19 protein-coding genes and 2 tRNA genes are annotated in these 20,194 nt (G+C 70.7%); 12 read left to right on the top strand and 9 right to left on the bottom strand.

Annotated features, from left to right (window positions below):
• Window positions 1-59: 59 nt before the first annotated feature.
• The 3 genes from ACFSKW_RS10725 to ACFSKW_RS10735 all read left to right on the top strand — a co-directional run bounded on the left by ACFSKW_RS10725 (window position 60) and on the right by ACFSKW_RS10735 (window position 949).
• The gene (locus ACFSKW_RS10725; RefSeq protein ID WP_379571773.1) at window positions 60-629 is read left to right on the top strand and encodes a CGNR zinc finger domain-containing protein; all 570 of its coding nucleotides are present in this window, start codon (window positions 60-62) and stop codon (window positions 627-629) included.
• A 164-nt stretch (window positions 630-793) separates the two neighbouring features.
• Window positions 794-865 (top strand) — tRNA-Gly (locus tag ACFSKW_RS10730).
• 9 nt (window positions 866-874) lie between these two features.
• Window positions 875-949: transfer RNA gene (locus tag ACFSKW_RS10735), tRNA-Val, on the top strand.
• Between the two features lie 55 nt (window positions 950-1,004).
• Here ACFSKW_RS10735 and ACFSKW_RS10740 read toward each other — a convergent pair.
• Window positions 1,005-1,139, bottom strand: a complete 135-nt coding sequence (locus ACFSKW_RS10740) for a hypothetical protein (protein ID WP_379571775.1) — start codon at window positions 1,137-1,139, stop codon at window positions 1,005-1,007.
• Window positions 1,140-1,407: 268 nt separating this feature from the next.
• Between ACFSKW_RS10740 and ACFSKW_RS10745 the strand changes: the two genes are divergently transcribed.
• Window positions 1,408-2,295, top strand: coding sequence for an NAD-dependent epimerase/dehydratase family protein (locus ACFSKW_RS10745; protein ID WP_379571777.1), 888 nt, complete (start codon window positions 1,408-1,410; stop codon window positions 2,293-2,295).
• A 15-nt stretch (window positions 2,296-2,310) separates the two neighbouring features.
• Here ACFSKW_RS10745 and ACFSKW_RS10750 read toward each other — a convergent pair whose 3' ends face one another.
• From ACFSKW_RS10750 to rhaI, 5 genes are all read right to left on the bottom strand, one after another.
• On the bottom strand, window positions 2,311-2,820 hold the full coding sequence (locus ACFSKW_RS10750; protein WP_379571779.1) for a pyridoxamine 5'-phosphate oxidase family protein: 510 nt from the start codon (window positions 2,818-2,820) through the stop codon (window positions 2,311-2,313).
• Window positions 2,821-2,832: 12 nt separating this feature from the next.
• Complete coding sequence (locus ACFSKW_RS10755) at window positions 2,833-3,309, bottom strand: nucleoside deaminase (protein ID WP_379571781.1); 477 nt, start codon at window positions 3,307-3,309, stop codon at window positions 2,833-2,835.
• Between the two features lie 83 nt (window positions 3,310-3,392).
• A complete protein-coding gene (locus ACFSKW_RS10760) occupies window positions 3,393-4,283 on the bottom strand; it encodes an SMP-30/gluconolactonase/LRE family protein (RefSeq protein WP_379571783.1) in 891 nt (296 codons plus the stop codon).
• 266 nt (window positions 4,284-4,549) lie between these two features.
• The gene (gene rhaD / locus ACFSKW_RS10765; RefSeq protein ID WP_379572103.1) at window positions 4,550-6,817 is read right to left on the bottom strand and encodes a bifunctional rhamnulose-1-phosphate aldolase/short-chain dehydrogenase; all 2,268 of its coding nucleotides are present in this window, start codon (window positions 6,815-6,817) and stop codon (window positions 4,550-4,552) included.
• A gap of 166 nt (window positions 6,818-6,983) precedes the next feature.
• Window positions 6,984-8,129, bottom strand: a complete 1,146-nt coding sequence (gene rhaI / locus ACFSKW_RS10770; protein WP_379571784.1) for an L-rhamnose isomerase — start codon at window positions 8,127-8,129, stop codon at window positions 6,984-6,986.
• Window positions 8,130-8,228: 99 nt separating this feature from the next.
• Here rhaI and ACFSKW_RS10775 point away from each other — a divergent pair, with 99 nt between their 5' ends.
• The 6 genes from ACFSKW_RS10775 to ACFSKW_RS10800 all read left to right on the top strand — a co-directional run bounded on the left by ACFSKW_RS10775 (window position 8,229) and on the right by ACFSKW_RS10800 (window position 14,423).
• A complete protein-coding gene (locus tag ACFSKW_RS10775) occupies window positions 8,229-9,584 on the top strand; it encodes a rhamnulokinase (RefSeq protein WP_379571786.1) in 1,356 nt (451 codons plus the stop codon).
• The gene (locus ACFSKW_RS10780; protein WP_379571787.1) at window positions 9,577-10,578 is read left to right on the top strand and encodes a LacI family DNA-binding transcriptional regulator; all 1,002 of its coding nucleotides are present in this window, start codon (window positions 9,577-9,579) and stop codon (window positions 10,576-10,578) included. Before ACFSKW_RS10775 ends, ACFSKW_RS10780 begins: the two co-directional genes overlap by 8 nt.
• Before the next feature lie 18 nt (window positions 10,579-10,596).
• Window positions 10,597-11,130: a hypothetical protein gene (locus ACFSKW_RS10785; RefSeq protein WP_379571789.1), complete on the top strand. Its 534-nt coding sequence runs from the start codon at window positions 10,597-10,599 to the stop codon at window positions 11,128-11,130.
• A gap of 80 nt (window positions 11,131-11,210) precedes the next feature.
• Complete coding sequence (locus tag ACFSKW_RS10790; RefSeq protein WP_379571791.1) at window positions 11,211-11,897, top strand: type 1 glutamine amidotransferase; 687 nt, start codon at window positions 11,211-11,213, stop codon at window positions 11,895-11,897.
• Between the two features lie 65 nt (window positions 11,898-11,962).
• A complete protein-coding gene (locus ACFSKW_RS10795) occupies window positions 11,963-13,450 on the top strand; it encodes a M1 family metallopeptidase (RefSeq protein ID WP_379571793.1) in 1,488 nt (495 codons plus the stop codon).
• A 97-nt stretch (window positions 13,451-13,547) separates the two neighbouring features.
• Window positions 13,548-14,423: an SGNH/GDSL hydrolase family protein gene (locus ACFSKW_RS10800; RefSeq protein WP_379571795.1), complete on the top strand. Its 876-nt coding sequence runs from the start codon at window positions 13,548-13,550 to the stop codon at window positions 14,421-14,423.
• On the opposite strand, the gene ACFSKW_RS10805 is transcribed toward ACFSKW_RS10800, so the two are convergent.
• The 3 genes from ACFSKW_RS10805 to ACFSKW_RS10815 form a co-directional block, all read right to left on the bottom strand.
• Window positions 14,420-15,151, bottom strand: a complete 732-nt coding sequence (locus tag ACFSKW_RS10805; protein ID WP_379571797.1) for a sulfite exporter TauE/SafE family protein — start codon at window positions 15,149-15,151, stop codon at window positions 14,420-14,422. The genes ACFSKW_RS10800 and ACFSKW_RS10805 overlap by 4 nt on opposite strands.
• A 32-nt stretch (window positions 15,152-15,183) precedes the next feature.
• On the bottom strand, window positions 15,184-16,491 hold the full coding sequence (locus ACFSKW_RS10810; protein ID WP_379571799.1) for an ABC1 kinase family protein: 1,308 nt from the start codon (window positions 16,489-16,491) through the stop codon (window positions 15,184-15,186).
• A 99-nt stretch (window positions 16,492-16,590) separates the two neighbouring features.
• Window positions 16,591-18,174 carry an AMP-binding protein gene (locus ACFSKW_RS10815; RefSeq protein ID WP_379571801.1) on the bottom strand — a complete coding sequence of 528 codons (1,584 nt, stop codon included), beginning with the start codon at window positions 18,172-18,174 and terminating at the stop codon, window positions 16,591-16,593.
• A gap of 84 nt (window positions 18,175-18,258) precedes the next feature.
• On the opposite strand from ACFSKW_RS10815, the gene ACFSKW_RS10820 reads away from it, so the two are divergent.
• Window positions 18,259-19,074 carry a helix-turn-helix transcriptional regulator gene (locus ACFSKW_RS10820; RefSeq protein ID WP_379571803.1) on the top strand — a complete coding sequence of 272 codons (816 nt, stop codon included), beginning with the start codon at window positions 18,259-18,261 and terminating at the stop codon, window positions 19,072-19,074.
• 18 nt (window positions 19,075-19,092) lie between these two features.
• Window positions 19,093-20,172, top strand: a complete 1,080-nt coding sequence (locus tag ACFSKW_RS10825; protein WP_379571805.1) for a hypothetical protein — start codon at window positions 19,093-19,095, stop codon at window positions 20,170-20,172.
• The last annotated feature ends 22 nt before the right edge of the window (window positions 20,173-20,194 follow it).

Raw genomic sequence — 20,194 nt, forward strand, 5'->3', positions numbered from 1 at the left:
TGACCGTCGTTTACAATTTCGGCAGTCACAACGTAGAGCGCAAAGGTGTAACTGGTCAAGTGGAATTCAACAGTCACAACGATGGAGTGGTGCGGGTCGCCGTGGGCCTGGTCAACGCCCTGACGCCCGGCGAGCGGCGGGGCCGCACCTATGTCCTGCCCTCCGACCTGCCGGCGGCGGCCACCGAAGGCCTGCGCGCCGGCTATCCGCGCCACAGGGAGGCAGGCGAGACGGAGGCGACCGAGCTGGCCGCCGTCGCGGAACGGCTGCGCACGGTGTTCGAGGCGGTGGACGCCGACGACATCGACTCGGCGGCCCATCAGATCAACCGGCTGCTCGACGAGACCGACGCCCGCCCGCACCTCAACCGCCATGACGGGGAGCCGTGGCACCTGCACTTCCACGGGCCCGGCGGCACCATGGCGGGCGACTGGGCGGCCAGCTGCGCGACGTCGCTGGCGATCGTGCTGGGCAGCGAGTTCCACGATCGGCTCGGAGTGTGCACGGCGCCGCACTGCGACCGCGTCTACGTGGACGTCTCCCGCAACGGCACCCGCCGGTTCTGCTCCACCGCCTGCCAGAACCGGGTGAAGACCGCCGCCTTCCGCGCCCGCGCCAAGACCCCGTGAGCGGTGGCCTGCCCAGGCCGGGCGCGGGACCGCACGAGGCTGTCGTGGTCCGGCGCCGCCGTGTCGGCCTGACGCACGGGCCCGTCTCGCCGCCGAGGCGCTCGGTTTGGGGACTGGGCAAGGATTCGGTACAGTTCTCTTCGTCGTCGCGAACAAGCGGCAACGCGGAAGTGGCTCAGTGGTAGAGCATCACCTTGCCAAGGTGAGGGTCGCGGGTTCGAATCCCGTCTTCCGCTCGGACCCGAGGACGATTAGCTCAGCGGGAGAGCGCTTCCCTGACACGGAAGAGGTCACTGGTTCAATCCCAGTATCGTCCACCACACTCCACCCCAGGCCTTCTGGCCTGGGGTTTTGTTTTGTCGTGCGGCGCTCCCCTCACCTGAGCGGCGGGTAGACGTGGTCACCGCGATGCTCGGGCGGGAGGACGCAGCGCCGGTCACCGTCGGTGCCGGGGCACCGTTCGGCGTCCTCGCGCATCGGGAGCCGTTCTGGGGTTTCGTCGCTCATCATCGCCCTCTGCTGGGAAGAGGGTCAAAAGTATCCACTGCCGCCGGGCCGGTCCAGATGTTACTCACGGTAATGATCGGCCGCGGCTCGGCATGGACGACGGCTACGCCGACCTGGTCAGCCGCTCGCTCGGCGTCGGCACCCGGTACCCGGTACCCGCTGAACCGGGGCGCCGCGCTCCTCGCTACGATCCCTGTCGCCGTCATCGTCGCGGTGTTGCAGCGCTGCTTCTTCGGGGTGCCGGCGAAGGAGCGGAGAAGGGGTGAGTCGCATGCGGGTTCTTCTCGCCGGAGCCAACGGCGCCATCGGTCGCCTGTTGGTTCCGATGCTGCTGGAGGCGGGACACGAGGTGGTCGGCACCTCCAGATCTGACGCCGGCCTCGCCGCGATCACCGCCGCAGGGGCCGACGCCGTACGGCTGGACGTCTTCGACCGCGAGTCCACGCTTCGCGCGCTCGCCGCCGCCCGGCCCGAGGCGGTGATCCATCAGCTGACCGCGCTGGGCGAGCGCCGGTTCGACGAGAACGCGCGGATCAGGCGCGAAGGAACCCGCAACCTGGTCGACGGTGCGCTGAAGGCGGGCGTCGGCCGGATCGTCGCCCAGTCGATCTCGTGGGTCTACGCGGCGGGAGACAAGCCCGCGACAGAGGACGAGCCGCTGGACCTGGCGCGCGAAGGGCTGGTCGGGCCCGCGATGGCGCTGGAGTCCGCGGCGGCGGAGATCGAACGGCACGTCGTGCTCCGGTACGGGCTGCTGTACGGGCCTGGGACCTGGTACTTCCCCGGCGAGTGGGCGGCCGACCAGCTCCGGGAGGGACAGCTGAAGGCCGGGGCGGCGGTCAGCTCGTTCGTGCACGTGGCGGACGCCGCGCGGGCGGCGCTGCTGGCGCTCGAGTGGCCCGACGGAGTCGTGAACGTCGTCGACGACGAGCCCGCACCGGCGCGGGAGTGGGTGCCCGTGCTGGCGTCCGCGCTCGGCGAACCGGCGCCGCCGGTCACGACCGGCCCTTCTGAAATCCCTCCGGCGGGCGCGGGGGCTGCGGTGGGACGGGAGGGCTGGGAGCGCGGAGCTTCCAACGCGAAGGCCCGCGCCCTGGGCTGGACACCCGCCTGGCCCACATGGCGGACGGGTTTCCCCGCCCTCGCCGCCGAGTCCTGATCGGAGACCCGGCGGTCAGAACCGCCAGCGGGTCTGGCCGTACTCGCCTTCCCTGGCGAATCCGAAGCCACGCTCGGGCGCGACGCCGAACACCAGCGCCCTGCCCGCCTCGTGGGTGAAGGCTCCGTCCTCGACGTCGAAATGCCAGTCGTGGCCGTACTTCGCCTCGTACGCCTCGGCCAGGCGACCCAGCCTGGCCTCGTCCTCCACCAGCACCGCCGTACCCTCGACCACCACGTCCACCCCCGTCGTCAAGGAGTTGGCGCCGGTCGTCAGCACGCATCGGGCGTCGGCCTCCAGGTTCCTGGCCTTCTGCTCGGTCGGCCCCGTGCAGAAGTGCAGCGCGCCGTCCTGCCAGATCCCGATCAGCGGAGTGACGTGGGGGCTGCCGTCCCGTCGTATCGTCGTCAGCCAGTAGATCTCCGCCGCCTCCAGGATGCCGCGCGCCTCACGCCAGCTCGTCGGAGTGGCCTTGTCGCTGCTGAACCGGGCGTCGAGCTCGGTCACGGGCTCTTTGTCTGCCATACCTTCGGCATATCACCTCCCCGCCGAACGGCGCACGAGGCCACGCACGACCTCCTCCAGCTCCGCGGCGGGACCCTCCACCGCGATGCCGGGGACCACCTGCCGGATCGGCAGCGGACTGACCGGCGAGGCGGGCAGGCCCAGCTCGGCCCGCCACTCGGCGAACTGGGCGGACGAGGCGGCGTACACGATCCGCCCCAGCCCCACCCAGCCGTGCGCGGCCGAGCACATCGGGCAGTGCTCGCCCGAGGTGTACAGCGTCGTGCCGGCCCGTTCCTCCACGGGCAGGTTCGCCGCCGCCCACTTGGCCAGGTCGATCTCGGGATGGCGGGTGGGGTCGGACTCCGACGTCTCCCGGTTGCGGTCCTCGGCCAGGACGGTGCCGTCCGCGGCCACCAGCACCGAACCGAACGGGTCGTCGCCCGCCTCCAGTGCCTCGGCGGCCAACTCCACGCAGCGGCGCAGATGCCGCAGGTCGATCTCGTTCACCTGGCCATGCTAGGCGGACGGCTCCCTCGACCGGCCGCCCCTCGCGTGACCGCCATGCCGTCCGGCCCCGCGGGCGACGAGCTCTACGGACGGACGGCCACCGCCGAGTAGGTCGTGTCCGGAGTGGGCGGGGTGGAGAAGCGGGCGTTGGGCAGGTAGAGGCGGTCGCCGTCGCGCGCCACGGTGGCGGGGATGTCGAAGCGCGGGTCGGTGATCCGCTTGGTGACGCGTCCCTTGGAGCCGTCGGCGGTCAGCCGTACGACGGCGATGGCGTTCAGCCGGTTCTGGACCACGTAGAGCGTCCGGCCCTCCAGCAGCAGGCCGTCGCCGTTGGCCACCGACTCGCCACCCAGGTCGACCTCGGTGGTCGCGCCGGTGTCCGCGTTCACCTTGAACAGCTTGCCGGTGTTGGACTGCACGATCAGCAGGGAACGGCGGTCGGGAGTGGTGGTGATGCCGTTCGCGTTGATGCCGGTGCCGTACCGGATGGCGCCCGTCAGCGGGAGCCTGGTCACCTCGCCGCGCAGGTCCGCCGGGACCTTGTAGAGAACGGGATTGGTCGAGTCGGTGAACCAGGCCGCGTCCCAGGCGAGGAACACGTCGTTGACGAGCGAGGGCGCGGTGGCGAGCGTAAACGACTTGAGCACCGCACCCGTACGCGAGTCGACCACGCGGGCGTCTCCACCGAGGCCGCCCGCCACGAACAACCGGCCCCTGCGGTCGACCTTGATCCCGAGGGACGCCGTACCGGGCCCCTTGCTGATCACACGGCCTTCGCCGGTGCGCAGATCGGCCCGGTAGATGTCGCCGGTGGCGCGGGAGCCGAAGTAGGCCGCGTGACGCGAGCCGATCGCGATGCCCTCAGGCTGGAACCCGTTGGGCAGGGCGATGGTGTCGGGCCGAATGGCGACGGCCTGGGCGGGGGTGGCGACGAGGAGGGCGCAAACGGCTGTCATCAGGATCGCTGCTCTCATGCCGCTCACGATTCCTTCGGGTACGGCACGGCAGAAGGCCCAAACCACCGCGCCCCTGGGAAGCTCGGGAAGACGATGCGGACTCTGGCAAGTCGCTGCCCTCCGCGGGCACCTTGGGGAACCGACCGGGGCCGGTCGGATCTCGCCGTCCAACCGGCCCCGGACACCTGTGATGCGCTTGCACGGACACATGCGATGCCTGCCCGCAACCCCTTGTGCCCGTGAGCCCTTGAGCCCTTTCAGCGCGTGAGCTCTTGTGAAGCGGGTCAGCGCAGGAAGGCGGCGGCCACACCCGCGTCGACGGGAACGTGCATGCCGGTGGTGAGCGACAGGTCCCCGCCGGTCAGGGCGAACACCGCCGCCGCGATGTGCTCGGGGAGGACCTCCCGCTTCAGCAACGTCCGCTGCGCGTAGAACTCGCCGAGCTTCTCCTCCTCCACTCCGTACACCGCCGCGCGGTTGGCACCCCATCCGGAGGCGAAGATGCCCGAGCCTCTGACGACACCGTCGGGGTTGATCCCGTTGACGCGGATGCCGTGCGGTCCGAGCTCGGCCGCCAGCAGGCGGACCTGGTGCGCCTGGTCCGCCTTGGCCGCCCCGTACGCGACGTTGTTCGGACCGGCGAAGACGGCGTTCTTGGAGGAGATGTAGATGATGTCCCCTCCCATGTCCTGCAGAAGGAGCACCCTGGCGGCCTCGCGCGAGACCAGGAACGAGCCCCTGGCCATGACATCGTGCTGGAGGTCCCAGTCGTCGAGGGTGGTTTCCAGGAGGGAGCGCGACAGGGACAGGCCCGCGTTGTTCACGATCAGGTCGACACCGCCGAAGGCGAGCACCGCCTGCCGTACGGACTCGACGACCTGTTCCTCCGAGGTGACGTCCACCCCCACGGCCACCGCCACATCCGCCGGGCGAGGCCCACGCCCGCCGACGCCGCCCGCCGGTTTCCCTGGGGTGCCGTCGTCGGGATCGCGAACCGACGCGCCGGATGCGGCGGCGGACGGACGGGGAGCGGGGGCCGTGGCCGGTGCGGCGGCGGATGGGTGAACGGATCCGACACCGGGCTCGCGAACCGACGCGCCAGAGGCGGCGGCGGACGGACGGGGAGCGGGGCCCGGGGCCGGTGCGGCGGCGGGTGGGTGAACGGATCCGTTGTTGATTTCGGCGGCGATCCGTTCGGCGGCGGGCAGGTCGCGGTCGGCGACGACGACGCAGGCGCCCTCGGCGGCGAGGCGGCGGGCGGTGGCGGCGCCGATGCCGGAGCCGCCGCCGGTGACCAGCGCGATGCGTCCGGCCAGCGGCTTGGGCTTGGGCAGACGGCGGAGCTTGGCCTCCTCGAGCTCCCAGTACTCGATGCGGAACTTCTCCGACTCGGGGATCGGCGCGTAGGTGGATACGGCCTCGGCGCCGCGCATCACGTTGATCGCGTTGACGTAGAACTCGCCTGCCACCCGGGCGGTCTGCTTGTCCTTGCCGAACGAGAACATGCCGACGCCAGGGACCAGCACGATCGCCGGGTCCGCGCCGCGCATCGGCGGTGAGGTGTGTACGGCATGCCGTTGGTAGTAGGCGGCATAGTGGCTGCGGTATTCGGTATGCAGGATGCGGAGACGGGCGGCGACCTCGTCCAACGGCGCGTTCGGCGGCAGGTCCAGGACCAGTGGGGACACCTTGGTCCGCAGGAAGTGGTCGGGGCAGGAGGTGCCCAGGGCGGCCAGGCGGGGGTGTTCGGCTCGGGCGAGGAACTCCAGGACCGCTGGACTGTCGGTGTAGTGGCCCACCTGGCGCGCGTCGGTCGAGCACAGCCCGCGGATCAGCGGGAACAGGGCGGCGGCGCGCTCCCTTCGCTCGGTGTCGGGCAGCGGGGAGTGGATCACCGGGCCGAAGGGGTCGGGCTTGCCGTGCTCTTCGATGTACTGCTGGGCGGTGCGGATGATCTCCAGGGAGTTCGCCTGACACTCCTCGCTCGTCTCGCCCCACGCGGTGATGCCGTGGCCGCCGAGCACGCAGCCGATGGCCTGTGGGTTGGCCTCTTTCAGCGCGGCGATGTCGAGGCCGAGCTGGAAGCCCGGCCGCCGCCACGGCACCCACAGCACGCGGTCGCCGAAGATCCGCGCGGTCAGCTCGGCTCCGTCGGCCGCGGTGGCGAGGGCGATGCCGGAGTCGGGATGCAGGTGGTCGACGTGGGCGGCTTCGACGAGGCCGTGCATGGCGGTGTCGATGGACGGCGCGGCGCCGCCCTTGCCGTGCAGGCAGAAGTCGAAGGCGGCGACCATCTCGTCCTCGCGCTCGACGCCGGGGTAGACGTCGACGAGCGCGCGGAGCCGGTCCAGGCGGAGGACGGCCAGACCGCCCTCGGTGAGGGTACCGAGATCGCCGCCCGATCCCTTCACCCACATGAGCTCGACGTCACCGCCGGTCACGGGGTCGCGCCGCACGCCCTTCGCTGAGGCGTTGCCGCCGGCGAAGTTGGTGTTGCGCGGGTCCGAGCCGAGGGCGTGGGCCCGGTCGAGCAGCTCGGTAACCGTCATCAGGTCTCTCCCTTGGGGTGTGTGCTGCTGGGTGTGTGCGTGTCGACGGGTGCTTGAACGTGGTGCGTGGCGAGTGGCCTCGGCGTGGCGCCCGGCCGTCCGGCCGGTGGGATGCGGCTCCCGACGAGAGGAGGGATACCGGGCCGGCGGGCGTGGTGGGCGTGCGGGATCAGGCGCCCCAGCCCGCCTGGGCGCCGCCGACGCGTTCGGCGGCGATCTTCTCGAAGTAGCCCGATCTCGCGTAGGCCGCCATCGGGTCGGGGTCCAGGCCCGTCTCCGCCCGCAGCTCGCCCAGCAACGGCCGCACGTCGGTGTTGTAGGCGTCCATCAGGACCGCGTTCGCGCCGAGGACGTCGCCTTCGCGCTGGGCGGCGGCCAGCGCGTCCCGGTCCACGAGGAGCGCCTTCGCCGTGGCCTCCTGGACGTTCATGACCGACCGGATCTGTCCGGGGATCTTCGGTTCGATGTTGTGGCACTGGTCGAGCATGAACGCGACCTGCGGGCCGTATCCTCCCCCGCGGATCACCTCGAACATGATCCGGAAGAGCTGGAACGGGTCGGCGGCCCCCACCATCAGGTCGTCGTCGGCGTAGAAGCGGGAGTTGAAGTCGAACCCTCCGAGCTTCCCTTCGCGCAGCAGGAACGCCACGATGAACTCGATGTTCGTGCCCGGCGCGTGGTGTCCGGTGTCGACGACGACCTGCGCCTTGTCGCCGAGCCTGAGGCAGTGGGCGTAGGCGGTGCCCCAGTCGGGCACGTCGGTGACGTAGAAGGCGGGCTCGAACAGCTTGTACTCCAGCAGGAGCCGCTGCCCCTCCCCCAGCCGCTCGTAGACCCGTTCCAGCGCGAAGGCGAGCCGGTCCTGGCGCTCGCGGATGTCGTCCTGGCCCGGGTAGTTGGTGCCGTCGGAGAACCACAGCTTGAGCGTCGCGGACCCGGTGGCGTCCATGATGTCGACGCATTCGAGCAGGTGGTCGAGGGCTTTGCGGCGGACGGCGGGGTCGGGGTGGGTGACGCTGCCGAGCTTGTAGTCGTCGTCCTGGAACACGTTGGAGTTGATCGCGCCGATGCCGACGCCGAGCGAGTGGGCGTGGCGGGCGAGGTCCGCGTAGGAGTCGACCCTGTCCCACGGGATGTGCAGCGCCACGGTCGGCGCGATGCCGGTGAAGGCGTGCACCTGGGCGGCGTCCGACAGTTTCTCGTAGGGGTCGCGCGGCACCCCCCGCTGAGCGAACACCTTGAACCTGGTGCCGGAGTTGCCGTACGCCCACGAGGGCGTCTCGATGTGCTGCCGCCTGAGCAGGTCCTTGACCATGAGACTCCAAACCGAAACGTTTTAACGCAACCTAGGCCGACCAGAACGGATACGTCAACGAGAGTGCCCGCAAAGCGGTTTGTACGTTTTAATCACACCATGCGATTCACAGCTGTCGACCTCGGTGCCTCCAGCGGCCGGGTCATGCGCGCCGAGGTCACGGCCGACCGGGTGGAACTCGTCGAGGTGCACCGCTTCCCCAACCGTCCCGTCACCGTCGCGGGCACCCTCCACTGGGACGTCCTCGCCCTCTACCAGGACATGCTCGAAGGGCTGCGGAAGGCGGGCGAGGCCGACTCGATCGGCATCGACTCGTGGGCGGTCGACTACGGCCTGCTCGACGACCGGGGCGGGCTCATCGGCAACCCCGTCCACTACAGGGACGCGCGCACCGCCCGCTACACCGAGCGCCTCGGCGCCGACGGCTACCAGGTGAACGGCCTGCAGTTCCTGCCGTTCAACACGCTCTACCAACTGCTCGAGAGCCGCCTCGGCCACGCCGAGACGCTGCTCATGATCCCGGACCTGCTGACCTACTGGCTGACGGGGGTCAAGGGCGCCGAGCTGACCAACGCCTCCACGACCGGCCTGTTCGACGTCAGAGGCAGGGACTGGGCGCGGCCGCTGATCGCCGAGCTCGGGCTGCCGATGCGCATATTTCCGGAAATATCAGTGCCGGGGACCGTCGTGGGCCCGCTGAACGCGGACGTCGGGCGCGAGGTCGGGCACGGCGGCGTCGTCACGCGGGTCGCCTCCCACGACACCGCCTCGGCCGTCGTCGCCGTGCCCGCGCAGACCCCCGGCTTCGCCTACATCTCCTGCGGCACCTGGTCGCTGGTCGGCGTCGAGCTGGACGAGCCCGTGCTGACCGGCGACAGCATGGCCGCCAACTTCACCAACGAGGCGGGCGTGGACGGCACCATCCGCTATCTGCGCAACGTCATGGGCCTGTGGATCCTGCAGGAGTGCATGCGCGTGTGGGGCGAGAGCGACCTGGACGGCCTGCTGCGGGCCGCCGCGCTGGCCGAGCCGTACCGGATGGTGATCGATCCCGACGATCCCGGCTTCCTGCCGCCGGGTGACATGCCCGCGCGCATCGACGCCTACTGCGCGCGCACGGGGCAGCCCTCGCCTGGGAGCAGGGCGCAGGCCGTACGATGCATCCTGGAAAGCCTCGCCCTCGCCTATCGCAGAGCCGTCGGCGACGCCGCGCGGCTGAGCGGACGGGAGATCGAGGTCGTGCACATCGTCGGAGGCGGCGCCCGCAACGCGCTGCTGTGCCAGCTGACGGCCGACGCCACGGGCCTGCCCGTGGTGGCGGGCCCGGTGGAGGCCGCGGCCCTGGGCAACGTCCTGGTGCAGGCCCGCGCCATGGGGCTGGCCGCCGACCCGCGCGAGCTAGTACGGCGCAGCCAGCCGCTGCGCACCTACCACCCTGGAGGCGGGCTTGGCTGAGACTGTCAGCATCAAGGAGGTCGCCGCCAGGGCAGGGGTGTCGCCGGGCACGGTGTCGAACGTCCTCAACCGCCCCGAGAAGGTCGCGGGCTCCACGCGCAGCAGGGTCGAGCAGGTGATCCGCGAGCTGGGCTTCGTCCGCCACGGTTCGGCCTCGACGCTGAGGGCGGGCCACAGCCGCACGATCGGCCTGTCGGTGATCGACATCGGCAACCCCTTCTTCACCGACGTGGCCGCGGGGGTCGAGGACCTGGCCAGCGAGCGCGGCTACGCGGTGATCCTCGGCAACTCCTCGGGCAGCAGGTCGAAGGAGGAGCGCAACCTGCTCGTCTTCGCCGAGCAGCGGGTTCGCGGCGTGCTCATCACGCCGTCCGACGACGACTCGCGCCGCCTCGAACGGCTGCGCTCACGCGGCATCAGCGTGGTGCTCGTCGACCATCCGGCCGAGCGGCCCGACCAGTGCGCCGTGTCGGTCAACGACGTGGTGGGCGGCTCGATGGCGGCCACCCACCTGCTGGAGGGCGGCGCCGAGCGGCTGGTCTACGTCGCGGGCCCCGCCACGATGCGGCAGTGCAGGGAGCGGCGCGAGGGGGCGGAACGAGCGCTCGCCGCCGCCGGGCGCGACCCCGCCGAGCTGCGCGTGACGGAGATGCCGGCGATGACCGCGAAGGCCGGGCAGCAGGCCGCCGAGCAGCTCATGGCCGACCTGCCCGACGCGGTCTTCTGCGCCAACGACCTGCTCGCGCTCGGCCTGCTGCGCGGCCTGCTGCAGGCGGGTGTGCGGGTGCCCGAGCAGGTGTCGCTGATCGGCTACGACGACATCGACTTCGCCGCCGCCTCCACCGTGTCGCTCAGCTCGATCAGGCAGCCGACGTACCAGCTCGGCAGGGTCGCCACGGAGCTGCTCATGGACGAGTGCGACAACCCCGAGACGCACGCCCACCAGCAGATCATGTTCCAGCCCGAGCTGGTGGTCAGGGAATCCACCCGGTGACGTTCTAGACTTCCCGTCATGTCCAACGCTGTCCGCCATGTCCTCGGAGTGGTCGCTGGGCTGCTCCTGACCCCTTTGCTGGCCGTCGCCCTGGCCTACGGAACCGGCCAGATCGTCTTCGCCCTGAGGATGTTCACCATGCCGTGGCCGGGAGCTCTGGCTCTCGCGGCGTGCGCGATCGCTCTGGGGTTCCTCGCAGGTTCGCGCCTGTCCCCCGTCGCCTCTCTGCTGCCCGGCCTGACGTACACGCTTGCGGGACTGATGATGATCATCGTCGAGCTGTACCCGGCCAACCTGATGGAGCTGTTGCCGGCCACGCTCAGGGTCGGCTTCGACACCCTCGGCCAGGTGGGGCTGATGTTCGTGCTGGGCGTGCTGCTGCTGACCGCCTCGGCCTTCCCCTCCCGGTGGCGCGCGGCCAGGCCGCGGCCGGGCGTGCCGCCTGCCCCGTACGGCCCGCCGCCCCAGCAGCCGCCGTCCTACCCGTCGGCGTTCACCCCCTACCAGCCACCGGACCAGGGCGACGACCAGACCCGGCCCCTGCCTCGCTGAGAGACCCGCGCGAGCGGTTGGATGTCCACCCTGATACGCCGGCGAGCACGGTCTCGACCGGATGAGAGAGGCCTACGACGATGCGTGAAGTCCTGATCGTGCAGAACGCCGCCAGTGGAGGCCCCAGGAGGGTGGGCGACTGGCTGGCCGAGGACGGTCTCGGGCTGGAGGTCGTACGGGCCTTCGAGGGAGCCGAGGTGCCCGCCCGCCTGGGCGAGCGCGCGCTGCTCGTGCTGGGCGGCGGCTACCTGCCCTCTGACGACGTCAGGGCGCCGTGGCTGCCCGCGATCAGGGAGCTGGTGGGTCAGGCGATCGACGGCGGCAGGCCGTACCTGGGGATCTGCCTGGGCGGGCAGATGCTCGCCGAGGTCGCGGGCGGGCTGGTGAAGGCCGACGCGGGCGAGCCGGAGAACGGCAGCGTCCCGATCACCCTGCGTCCCGAGGCGGCCGCCGACCCGCTCTTCCACGGACTGCCCGAGGTCGTCACCGCGATCGAGCACCACAAGGACGCGGTCGTCGAGCTTCCTGAGGAGGCCGTCTGGCTGGCGCAGACGGAGGCCTGCCCCTACCAGGCCTTCAGGGTGGGCGCGACGGCGTGGGGCGTGCAGTTCCATCCTGAGGTGGGGCCCGGACGGATCATGGAGTGGGACGACAGGGGCTTCGACCTGGCCGCATTGCACAGGCAGGCGCTGCTCGACGAGCCGGCCGCCGTCCCGGTCTGGAGGGAGGTCTCACGACGTTTCGCCGGGGTGGCCCGAATGTCGTAGACGAGGTGGCGGCGCTCGGTTAATTTGCGATGATGCGATCAATCCGATCACGCACCCTCATCGCCATGAGCACGGCCGCGGCGCTCTTCCTCGCCACACCCGCGGCGGCCACGGACAAGGGCCCGGGTGCTCCGGGCATCGGAGACTCCTACTTTCCCAACCACGGCAACGGCGGCTACGACGCCAGGCACTACCGCCTGAACCTCTCCTACCAGCCGGGCACCGACCTGCTGCAGGGGAAGGCCACGATCCTGGCCAGTGCCACCCAGCACCTGACCCGCTTCAACCTCGACTTCCTGCTCAAGGTCGACAGCGTCAAGGTCAACGGCAGGCCGGCCACCTTCGCCAGATCCGGCCTGCACGAGCTGGAGATCACCCCTGCCCACACGCTGACCCGCGGCACGCCGTTCGTCGTCGAGGTGACCTACGCCGACACCCCGTCCAAGGTGCCGGTGCCCGACGAGACAGGCGGCTTCACCCCGTGGATCGCCACGGCCGACGGCGCTCTCGCGCTGGGCCAGCCGCAGGTGGCGTGGTGGTGGTTCCCCAGCAACGACCACCCGCTGGACAAGGCGACCTACGACATCTCGATCAGCGTGCCCCAGGGCACGCAGGCCGTCAGCAACGGCATCAAGACCAGGGAACGGACGTCGAACGGCCGGACGACCTCCACGTGGGTGATGGACAAGCCGATGGCCACCTACCTGGCCACGCTGTTCATCGGCCAGCTCGACGTGCGCACGGGCCGCTCCTCGTCCGGTCTGCCGGTCACCACCTCCTACAGCAAGAACCTGGGCCGCTACGACGCGGCGGCCAAGGAGTCGGTGGAGCAGACGCCGCAGATCGTCGACTGGCTCGCCGGCCAGGTCGGCCGCTACCCGTTCCACTCGATGGGCGGCTCGGTCACCAGCGCGCTGCCAGGGTTCGCGCTGGAGACGCAGACGCAGCCGGTCTACGACCCTCGCTTCTTCTCCAGCGGCCCCGACACCTACGTGGTCGTGCACGAGAACGCCCACCAGTGGTTCGGCGACAGCATCGCGGTGAAGGACTGGAAGCACATCTGGCTCAACGAGGGCTTCGCCACCTACGCCGAGTGGATGTGGTCGGAGAAGCTGGGCGAGGGCACGGCCGCCGAGGTGGCCGACTTCTTCTACAACGACCTTCCGGCCGATGACCCGTTCTGGCAGGTCAAGCCGGGCGATCCCGGCATGGTCGACCTCTTCCACAACGCCACCTACTACCGCGGCGGCATGGCGCTGCAGGCGCTGCGCACCGAGGTCGGCGACGCGGCCTTCTTCTCCATCATCAGGGCGTGGGTCCGCAGCAAGGAGCACGGCAACGCCGAGACCTCCGAGTTCGTGGCGCTGGCCGAGCGGATCTCGGGCAAGCAACTGGACGCGCTGTTCGACACCTGGCTGTTCACACCGGGCAAGCCGGCCACCTCGCCGACCGGCGCGGCGGTCGCCGCCAAGACCAGTTCCGCGGTGGCCGAACCGCCGTCGATCGCCAAGATCAAGAAGATGCATGAGCTGCTGAAGGAGCACAAGCCCTGACCCTGCGGAGTCGGTACGGCACGCGTCTGCCGTACCGACTCCCATGACTTGGTGAAATCGGCTGCGCACGCGGAGTGACGCTCCCCACAATGACCGCGTGCTGGCTTCCCTGATCCTTTTCGCCGGTCTGCTGACCGCGCCCACCCAGGCCTACCAGGAGTACGTCGCGCTCGGCGACTCGTGGAGCGCCGACGTCTCCGTCCTCCACATCACCGACGAGCACGCGCCCCGTGGCTGCGCGCAGAGCACCTACAACTATCCGAAGCAGGTCGCCGCCGCGCTCAGGGTGCCCGTCTTCCGTGACGCGACCTGCGGTGGGGCGACGACCGCCAACATGACGGCCGCGCAGGACGTCAACCACGTCAAGAGGCTGTTCGACGGCGTGAACCCACCGCAGTTCGACCGGCTGCGCGCGAGCACCGACCTGGTGACGCTGGGCATCGGCGGCAACGACGCGAGGCTCGCCTCGGCGGCGGCCGACTGCCTCAACCTGCTGCCCGCCCCGCTCGGCAGGTCGTGCAGGCGCACGTGGGTCAGCGGCGGCGTCGACCGCATGTCCCAGGCCATCCTCGCGACCGAGCCCAAGGTGGCCGCGGTGGTCGACGGGATCAGGCAGCGCTCCCCGCGGGCCCGCGTCCTGCTCGTCGACTACCTGGCCGGACTGCCGCAGGAGGGCGGCTGCTATCCGTACGTCCAAGCCGCCGACCGCGACCTCGAATGGCTCGGCGACAAGCTGGAGGAGCTCAACGCGATGCTGGCGAGGGTGGCGGTGGCCAAGGGCGTCGAGCTGGTCGACACCTACAGCACCAGCATCGGCCACGACGTGTGCAAGCGTCCGGGCGTCAAGTGGGTGGAGGGCTACCTGCCGCTGTCGACCGACCCGATCGGGCCCGCGATCCCCCTGCATCCGAACCGGCGGGGCGCCGACCACCAGGCTCTCAGGGTCCTCGACACGCTGGAGCCCGCGCGCTAGGCGAACGCGTCGAGGCCGAGCTTGACGGCCACCGCCAGCCCGCAAGCCGCCGCGAGGTAGCGCAGCGACCTGCCGGGCAGGCGGCGGGCGAGGGAGGGGCCGAGCCGGCCGCCGATCAGGAATCCGGCGGCCAGCGGCGCGACCGCCCACCACGCCACGGGCCCGAACAGCGCGAACCCCACGGCCGCCACGCAGTTGGCCAGCCCCGAGACGACGTTCTTGACCGCGTTCACTCTGGCGGGCGCCTGGTCCATGATCGCGGTGAGCACGGCGAACATGAGAATGCCGCCCGCGGCGCCGAAGTAGCCGATGTAGACGGCGACCGCGAACAGCGCGACCCGCGTGAGCCTGCTGTGGTTGCCGCCCGGCCGCATGCCGGGCGGGCGGATGAGCACAACGGAGGCGATCGCGATCAGGAAGGGTGCGATCGTCTCGAACGTCCGCGAGGGCGTGATCAGCAGGAGCAGCGCGCCCGCGGCGCCGCCGAGGGCGGTGATCCAGCCCAGGCGCAGGACGAGGGGGCCCTGCCCCTGAAGCTCGGGTCTCGACCCGGCCGCCGCTCCGATGCCGGTGAAGACCAGGGCCACGGTGTTGGTCACATTGGCGGCCAGCGGGTTCAGGCCGAAGGCGAGCAGCGCGGGATAGGAGACGATCGAGGCCAGGCTGACCACGGTACTGACCACGCCGGCCACGACGCCGACCGTGAGCAGGCCGAGGACTTCGAGCATCACGACATGCTAAGACCTACCGGAAATGTCGCTTAGGCCGGGTCGGCGAAGCCGGGGATCCAGCGCTCGGCCTCGGCCCGGAAGCGGGCCCTGGCCGCCAGCTGCGACAGGATGCCGTAGCCCGCGGTGAGCACGCGGAAGCTCACCACGTAGTCGGGCGGCACGTTGAGCATCCGGAAGACGCTCGATCCGTCGCTGAACATGTACAGGCCGCGCTGGCGCATCCAGTCGCGGGTGAAGGCGAACTCCTGCGCGGCGATCGGCTCGGCGTACGGTGCGACGAACGCGGCCAGTGCGTCCATGTCGACCTCGACGCCCTCCCGGATCACACCCTCGCCCCTGAACACCGCGGCCACGCCCTCGATGTCGCCGGCCGCTCCGCAGCGCAGCAGCGGCCCGATCGCCGCCGGGTGCCCGCCGGGCAGCCGCTTGACGGCGCCGAAGTCGAGCACGCCGAGCCGTCCGTCCTCGGTGACCTTGAAGTTGCCGGGGTGGGGGTCGCCGTGCAGCAGGCCGCAGCGGGTCGGCGAGGAGAACGAGAAGCGAACCAGCAGCAGCGCGGCCCTGTCGCGCTCCTCCTGCGTGCCTTCCTCGATCACCCTGGACAGCGGAATGCCGTCCAGCCACTCGGTGACGATCACATGCTCGGAGGCGGCGACCACCGCAGGGATCGCGAAGTCGGGGTCGCCGGCGTACTCCTCGGCGAAGGCGTGCCATGCCTCGGCCTCCAGGCCGTAGTCGAGCTCCTCCTCCACCCGTTCCTGGAGCTCCTGGACGAACGCCTTCACGTCGAGCCCGGGCAGCAGCACGCCGAACAGCTTGGCGACCCTGCCGACCTGTCGGAGGTCGGTGCGCAGCGCCCTGGCCGCGCCGGGGTACTGCACTTTGACCGCGACGCGCCTGCCGTCGGCCCAGACCGCGCGGTGAACCTGCCCGATCGAGGCCGAGGCGGCGGGGAGGTCGTCGAAGGAGGCGAAGTACTCGCGCCAGCCGTCCCCGAAGTCCTGCGCGAGCACTCGGTGCACGGTGGCCGACGGCATGGGAGGGGCGGAGTCCTGCAATCTGGTGAGCGCCGCCCGATAGGGCTCGACGATCGCGGGCGGCAGGGCCGACTCCAGCACCGACAGCAGCTGCCCCATCTTCATGGCGCCGCCCTTGAGCTCGCCGAGCACCTTGAAGATCTGCTCGGCGGTGCGCAGCTGCACCTCGGTCGCGATCAGCTCGGCGGGTCTGCCGAGCGCGCGCTTTCCCAGGCCCAGCGCGGTACGGCCCGCGTATCCGAGGGGGAGCGTGGCGAGCTTGGCGGTTCGCGTCACCGCCAGACGGGGAAGGTCGGCCATGTCATCATTTTTTGGACAGTTTTCTAATAAGGCAACGTGATGGTGGCCACACGCGTCCACGGTTCCGTGCAGGGGCGAAGCAGGGGCTGCACGGCATGGTCACCGCAGGTCGAGCAGGTGGATCGCGCGCTCGCGCATCTCGACCTTCCTGATCTTGCCGGTGACCGTCATCGGGAAGGAGTCGACGACGTGCACGTAGCGCGGGATCTTGTAGTGGGCGATCTCCCCCGCGCAGAACTCCCTGACCACCTGTGCCGTCAGCGGCTCCGCGCCCTCGCGCATGACGACCCAGGCCATCAACTCCTCGCCGTACTTCTCGTCGGGCACGCCGACGACCTGGACGTCGGCGATGTCGGGATGGCGGTAGAGGAACTCCTCGATCTCGCGAGGGTAGATGTTCTCCCCTCCCCTGATCACCATGTCCTTGATGCGGCCGACCACGTTCACGTAGCCGTCGTCGTCCATGGTGGCCAGATCGCCCGTGTGCATCCATCGGGCCGAGTCGATCGCCTCGGCCGTCTTGCCCGGTTCCTCCCAGTAGCCGAGCATGACCGAGTAGCCGCGGGTACACAGCTCTCCAGGCTCGCCCCTCGGCACCGTCTGGCCGGTCTCCGGGTGCACGATCTTGACCTCGACGTGCGGCATCACCCTGCCGACCGTTTCCGTGCGGCGCTCCAGGCCGTCATCGGCCCTGGTCATGGTGGACACGGGGGAGGTCTCGGTCATGCCGTAGCAGATGGCGACCTCGGTCATGTGCATCTCGCCGACGACGCGCTTCATGACCTCGACCGGGCACGGCGAGCCGGCCATGATGCCGGTGCGCAGGCTGGACAGGTCGAACCCGCCGGCCATGGCGAGCTCGGCGATGAACATCGTCGGCACGCCGTACAGGCTGGTGCAGCGCTCCTGCTCGACGGCGCGCAGGGTGGCCTCGGGGTCGAAGCCCGCGGCGGGGATGACCACGCACGCCCCGTGGGAGGTGGCGCCGAGGTTGCCCATCACCATGCCGAAGCAGTGGTAGAACGGCACCGGCAGGCAGACCCTGTCGTGCTCGGTGTAGTGGATCAGCTCGCCGACGAAGTAGCCGTTGTTGAGGATGTTGTGGTGCGACAGCGTCGCGCCTTTGGGGAAGCCCGTCGTGCCCGAGGTGTACTGGATGTTGATGGGGTCGTCGGGCGACAGCTCGACCTCCGCGAGGCGCTCGGCGGGGGCCCGCTCGGCGAGCAGGGCGTCCCAGCTGTCCTCGCCGAGGTAGACGACCTCGTCGAAGCCGATCTCCTCGATCATCTTCCGGTAGTCGCTGGTCTTGTGGGAGACGGCGCTGATCAGTAGCCGCATGCCCGACTGCCTGACGACGTACTCCAGCTCGTGGCCTCGGTAGGCGGGGTTGACGTTGACGAGGATCGCGCCGATCTTCGCCGTGGCGTACTGCGTGAACACCCACTCGGCGCAGTTGGGGGCCCAGATGCCCACCCTGTCGCCCTTGGCGATCCCCCTGGCCAGCAGCGACCTGGCCAGCCCGTCCACCTGCTCGTTGAGCTCGGTGTAGGTCCACCGCCTGCCCGTCGGCACGTCGACGAGCGCCTCCCTGCCTCCGAAACGGCTGACCGTGCGCTCGAGGTTCTGCCCGATCGTCTCGCCGAGCAGCGGCGTGTCCGCGACGGCGCTGGAGTAGGACTGCATGCTCACAGTCTGCGACCGTGCCCCCGGCCGTACCACCCCCGAACAGGGGTGGTACGGCGGGCTCGCCGGTGGTTGGATCGGGACATGCTCGAGCAGGTGGACGCGCTCCAGCAGGCGCTCAGCATTTTGCAGCGCTCGGCGGGCGTGCAGGTGGCCTTCGGCGGGATGGTCGGGGATCGGCGCCACATCAGGATGTCGCAGCTGCGCGGCACGCGCACGAACGCGCTGCACGGGCTGGCCGTGAACGCGGGCGCGGGGCTTGGTGGCAAGGTGCTCTCGCTGGCCAGGCCGGCGGCGGTCGGCGACTACGCGACGGCGACCGACATCACCCACGAGTACGACCGGCCCGTCCTCGCCGAGTCGCTGCGCTCGGTGCTGGCCGTGCCCGTCGTCGTGAACTCCGTGGTGCGGGCGGTGCTCTACGGCGCGATCAGGGAGCCGCTCGCCTTCGGCGACAGGGTGCTGCTCGTGGCCATGCGGGTGGGCGGCGAGCTGGCGACCGAGCTGGCCGTACGCGACGAGGTGACCAGGCGGCTCGCCCTGGCCGAACGCGCCGGGGCGGCGCCGGGCCAGGAGGACCTGCGCGAGGCCAACGCCGAGCTGCGCGCGATCGCCCAGGAGGTCGCCGAGCCCGAGCTGCGCGAGCGGCTGCTGTCGGTGTGCGCGCGGCTGTCCGGAGACGGCCGGAGCGCCACCCCCTTTCCGGTACGGCTGTCGCCGCGCGAGCTCGACGTGCTGGCGTGGGTCGGGCTCGGCTGCGGCAACGCCGAGATCGCCAGGAGGCTGGGGCTGCTACCAGAGACGGTCAAGAGCTACCTGCGCGGGGCGATGCGCAAGCTCGGCACCCACAACAGGCACGAGACCGTGGTGGCCGCCCGACGGCTGGGCCTGCTGCCGTAGCTCTGGCATGATCGCCGCGTGACCGACATGGATCAGGTGCCGGCGGAGTTCATCGAGGGCCTGCGCGGGCACATCGCCGAGCTGGACGCCCTGGGCGTGCGGCACCTCGTCGGCCCAGGCGAGATGCGGGTGCCGTACGCGCCGCCGGCCGCCTACGGGATCGACCTCCCGGTCCTGGCGGTGGCGGTCGGCAACCTCTGGATGCCCGAGACGCTGCCGCGGGGGCGGGAGTGGATCGCCGTCTCGCACGACGGGCAGGACCTCGTCAGCGTCGTCGAGCCCGCACCGGGGGTCGAGGAGGGAATGCGGCGGCTGTGCGACCTGTACGCCGGCACGGGGCTGCGGCGGCCGACGGTCGACCAGCTCGTGGAGTACCGGGAGCGGCTGCGGGAGCTGCTGGGCGTCGACTGCGAGCCGCATCTGACGACCTTCGCCGAAGGGTGGTATCCGATCCTGCCCTCGGAGCTGGGCGCGCTCACCGGCGACCCGTTCGAGCTGCCCGAAGGCGCGAAGCTCGTGGTCCTCGGGCCGCTGCCCGACCGCGAGTGGGACACGGTGGCCGAGGACGAGCCCGAGGACGAGGACGTCGCCGTGGAGGAGGAGTGGCCGTGCGAGGCGGAGGGGTGGATCGCGGCCGCCTTCCGGCATCACGGCGTCCGCTCGGGGCCGGGCGGGGACCCGTTCAGGGCGCTCAGGTACTACGGGCTCAAGGCGCCGCTGCTCGTCCTCGGGATCGGCTACGGCCACCTGGGCTCGACGCGGCTGCCCGAGCGCGAGTGGTACGCGGTGTGGCACAAGGACAGCGGCCCGCTGGTCGTGACCGCCGTCGAGCCGACGCCTGAGGCGGCGAAGGGGCTGAGGCGGCTCGCGCGGGAGTATCCGGCCAGGCGGTTCCGCGGCCACGACGTCACGCTGGACGACCGGGTCGCCTACCGCGACAGGCTGAGGGAGCTGGTGGGGGTGGAGTCGAGCGACGGCCTGGCCGCGCTGCGCACGGGACTGTGCCCCATCGACGTGAACGAGCTTCGCCGCCTGACCGCCGACGCCGTCGCAGACGAGGAACGCGGTGACGGCTGGGAGGTGTTCCTGCTCACCTGAGGGTAGGCGCCTGGCCGGGGAG

The organism is Nonomuraea mangrovi (assembly GCF_042681425.1).
GTDB classification, from domain to species: Bacteria; Actinomycetota; Actinomycetes; order Streptosporangiales; family Streptosporangiaceae; genus Nonomuraea; species Nonomuraea mangrovi.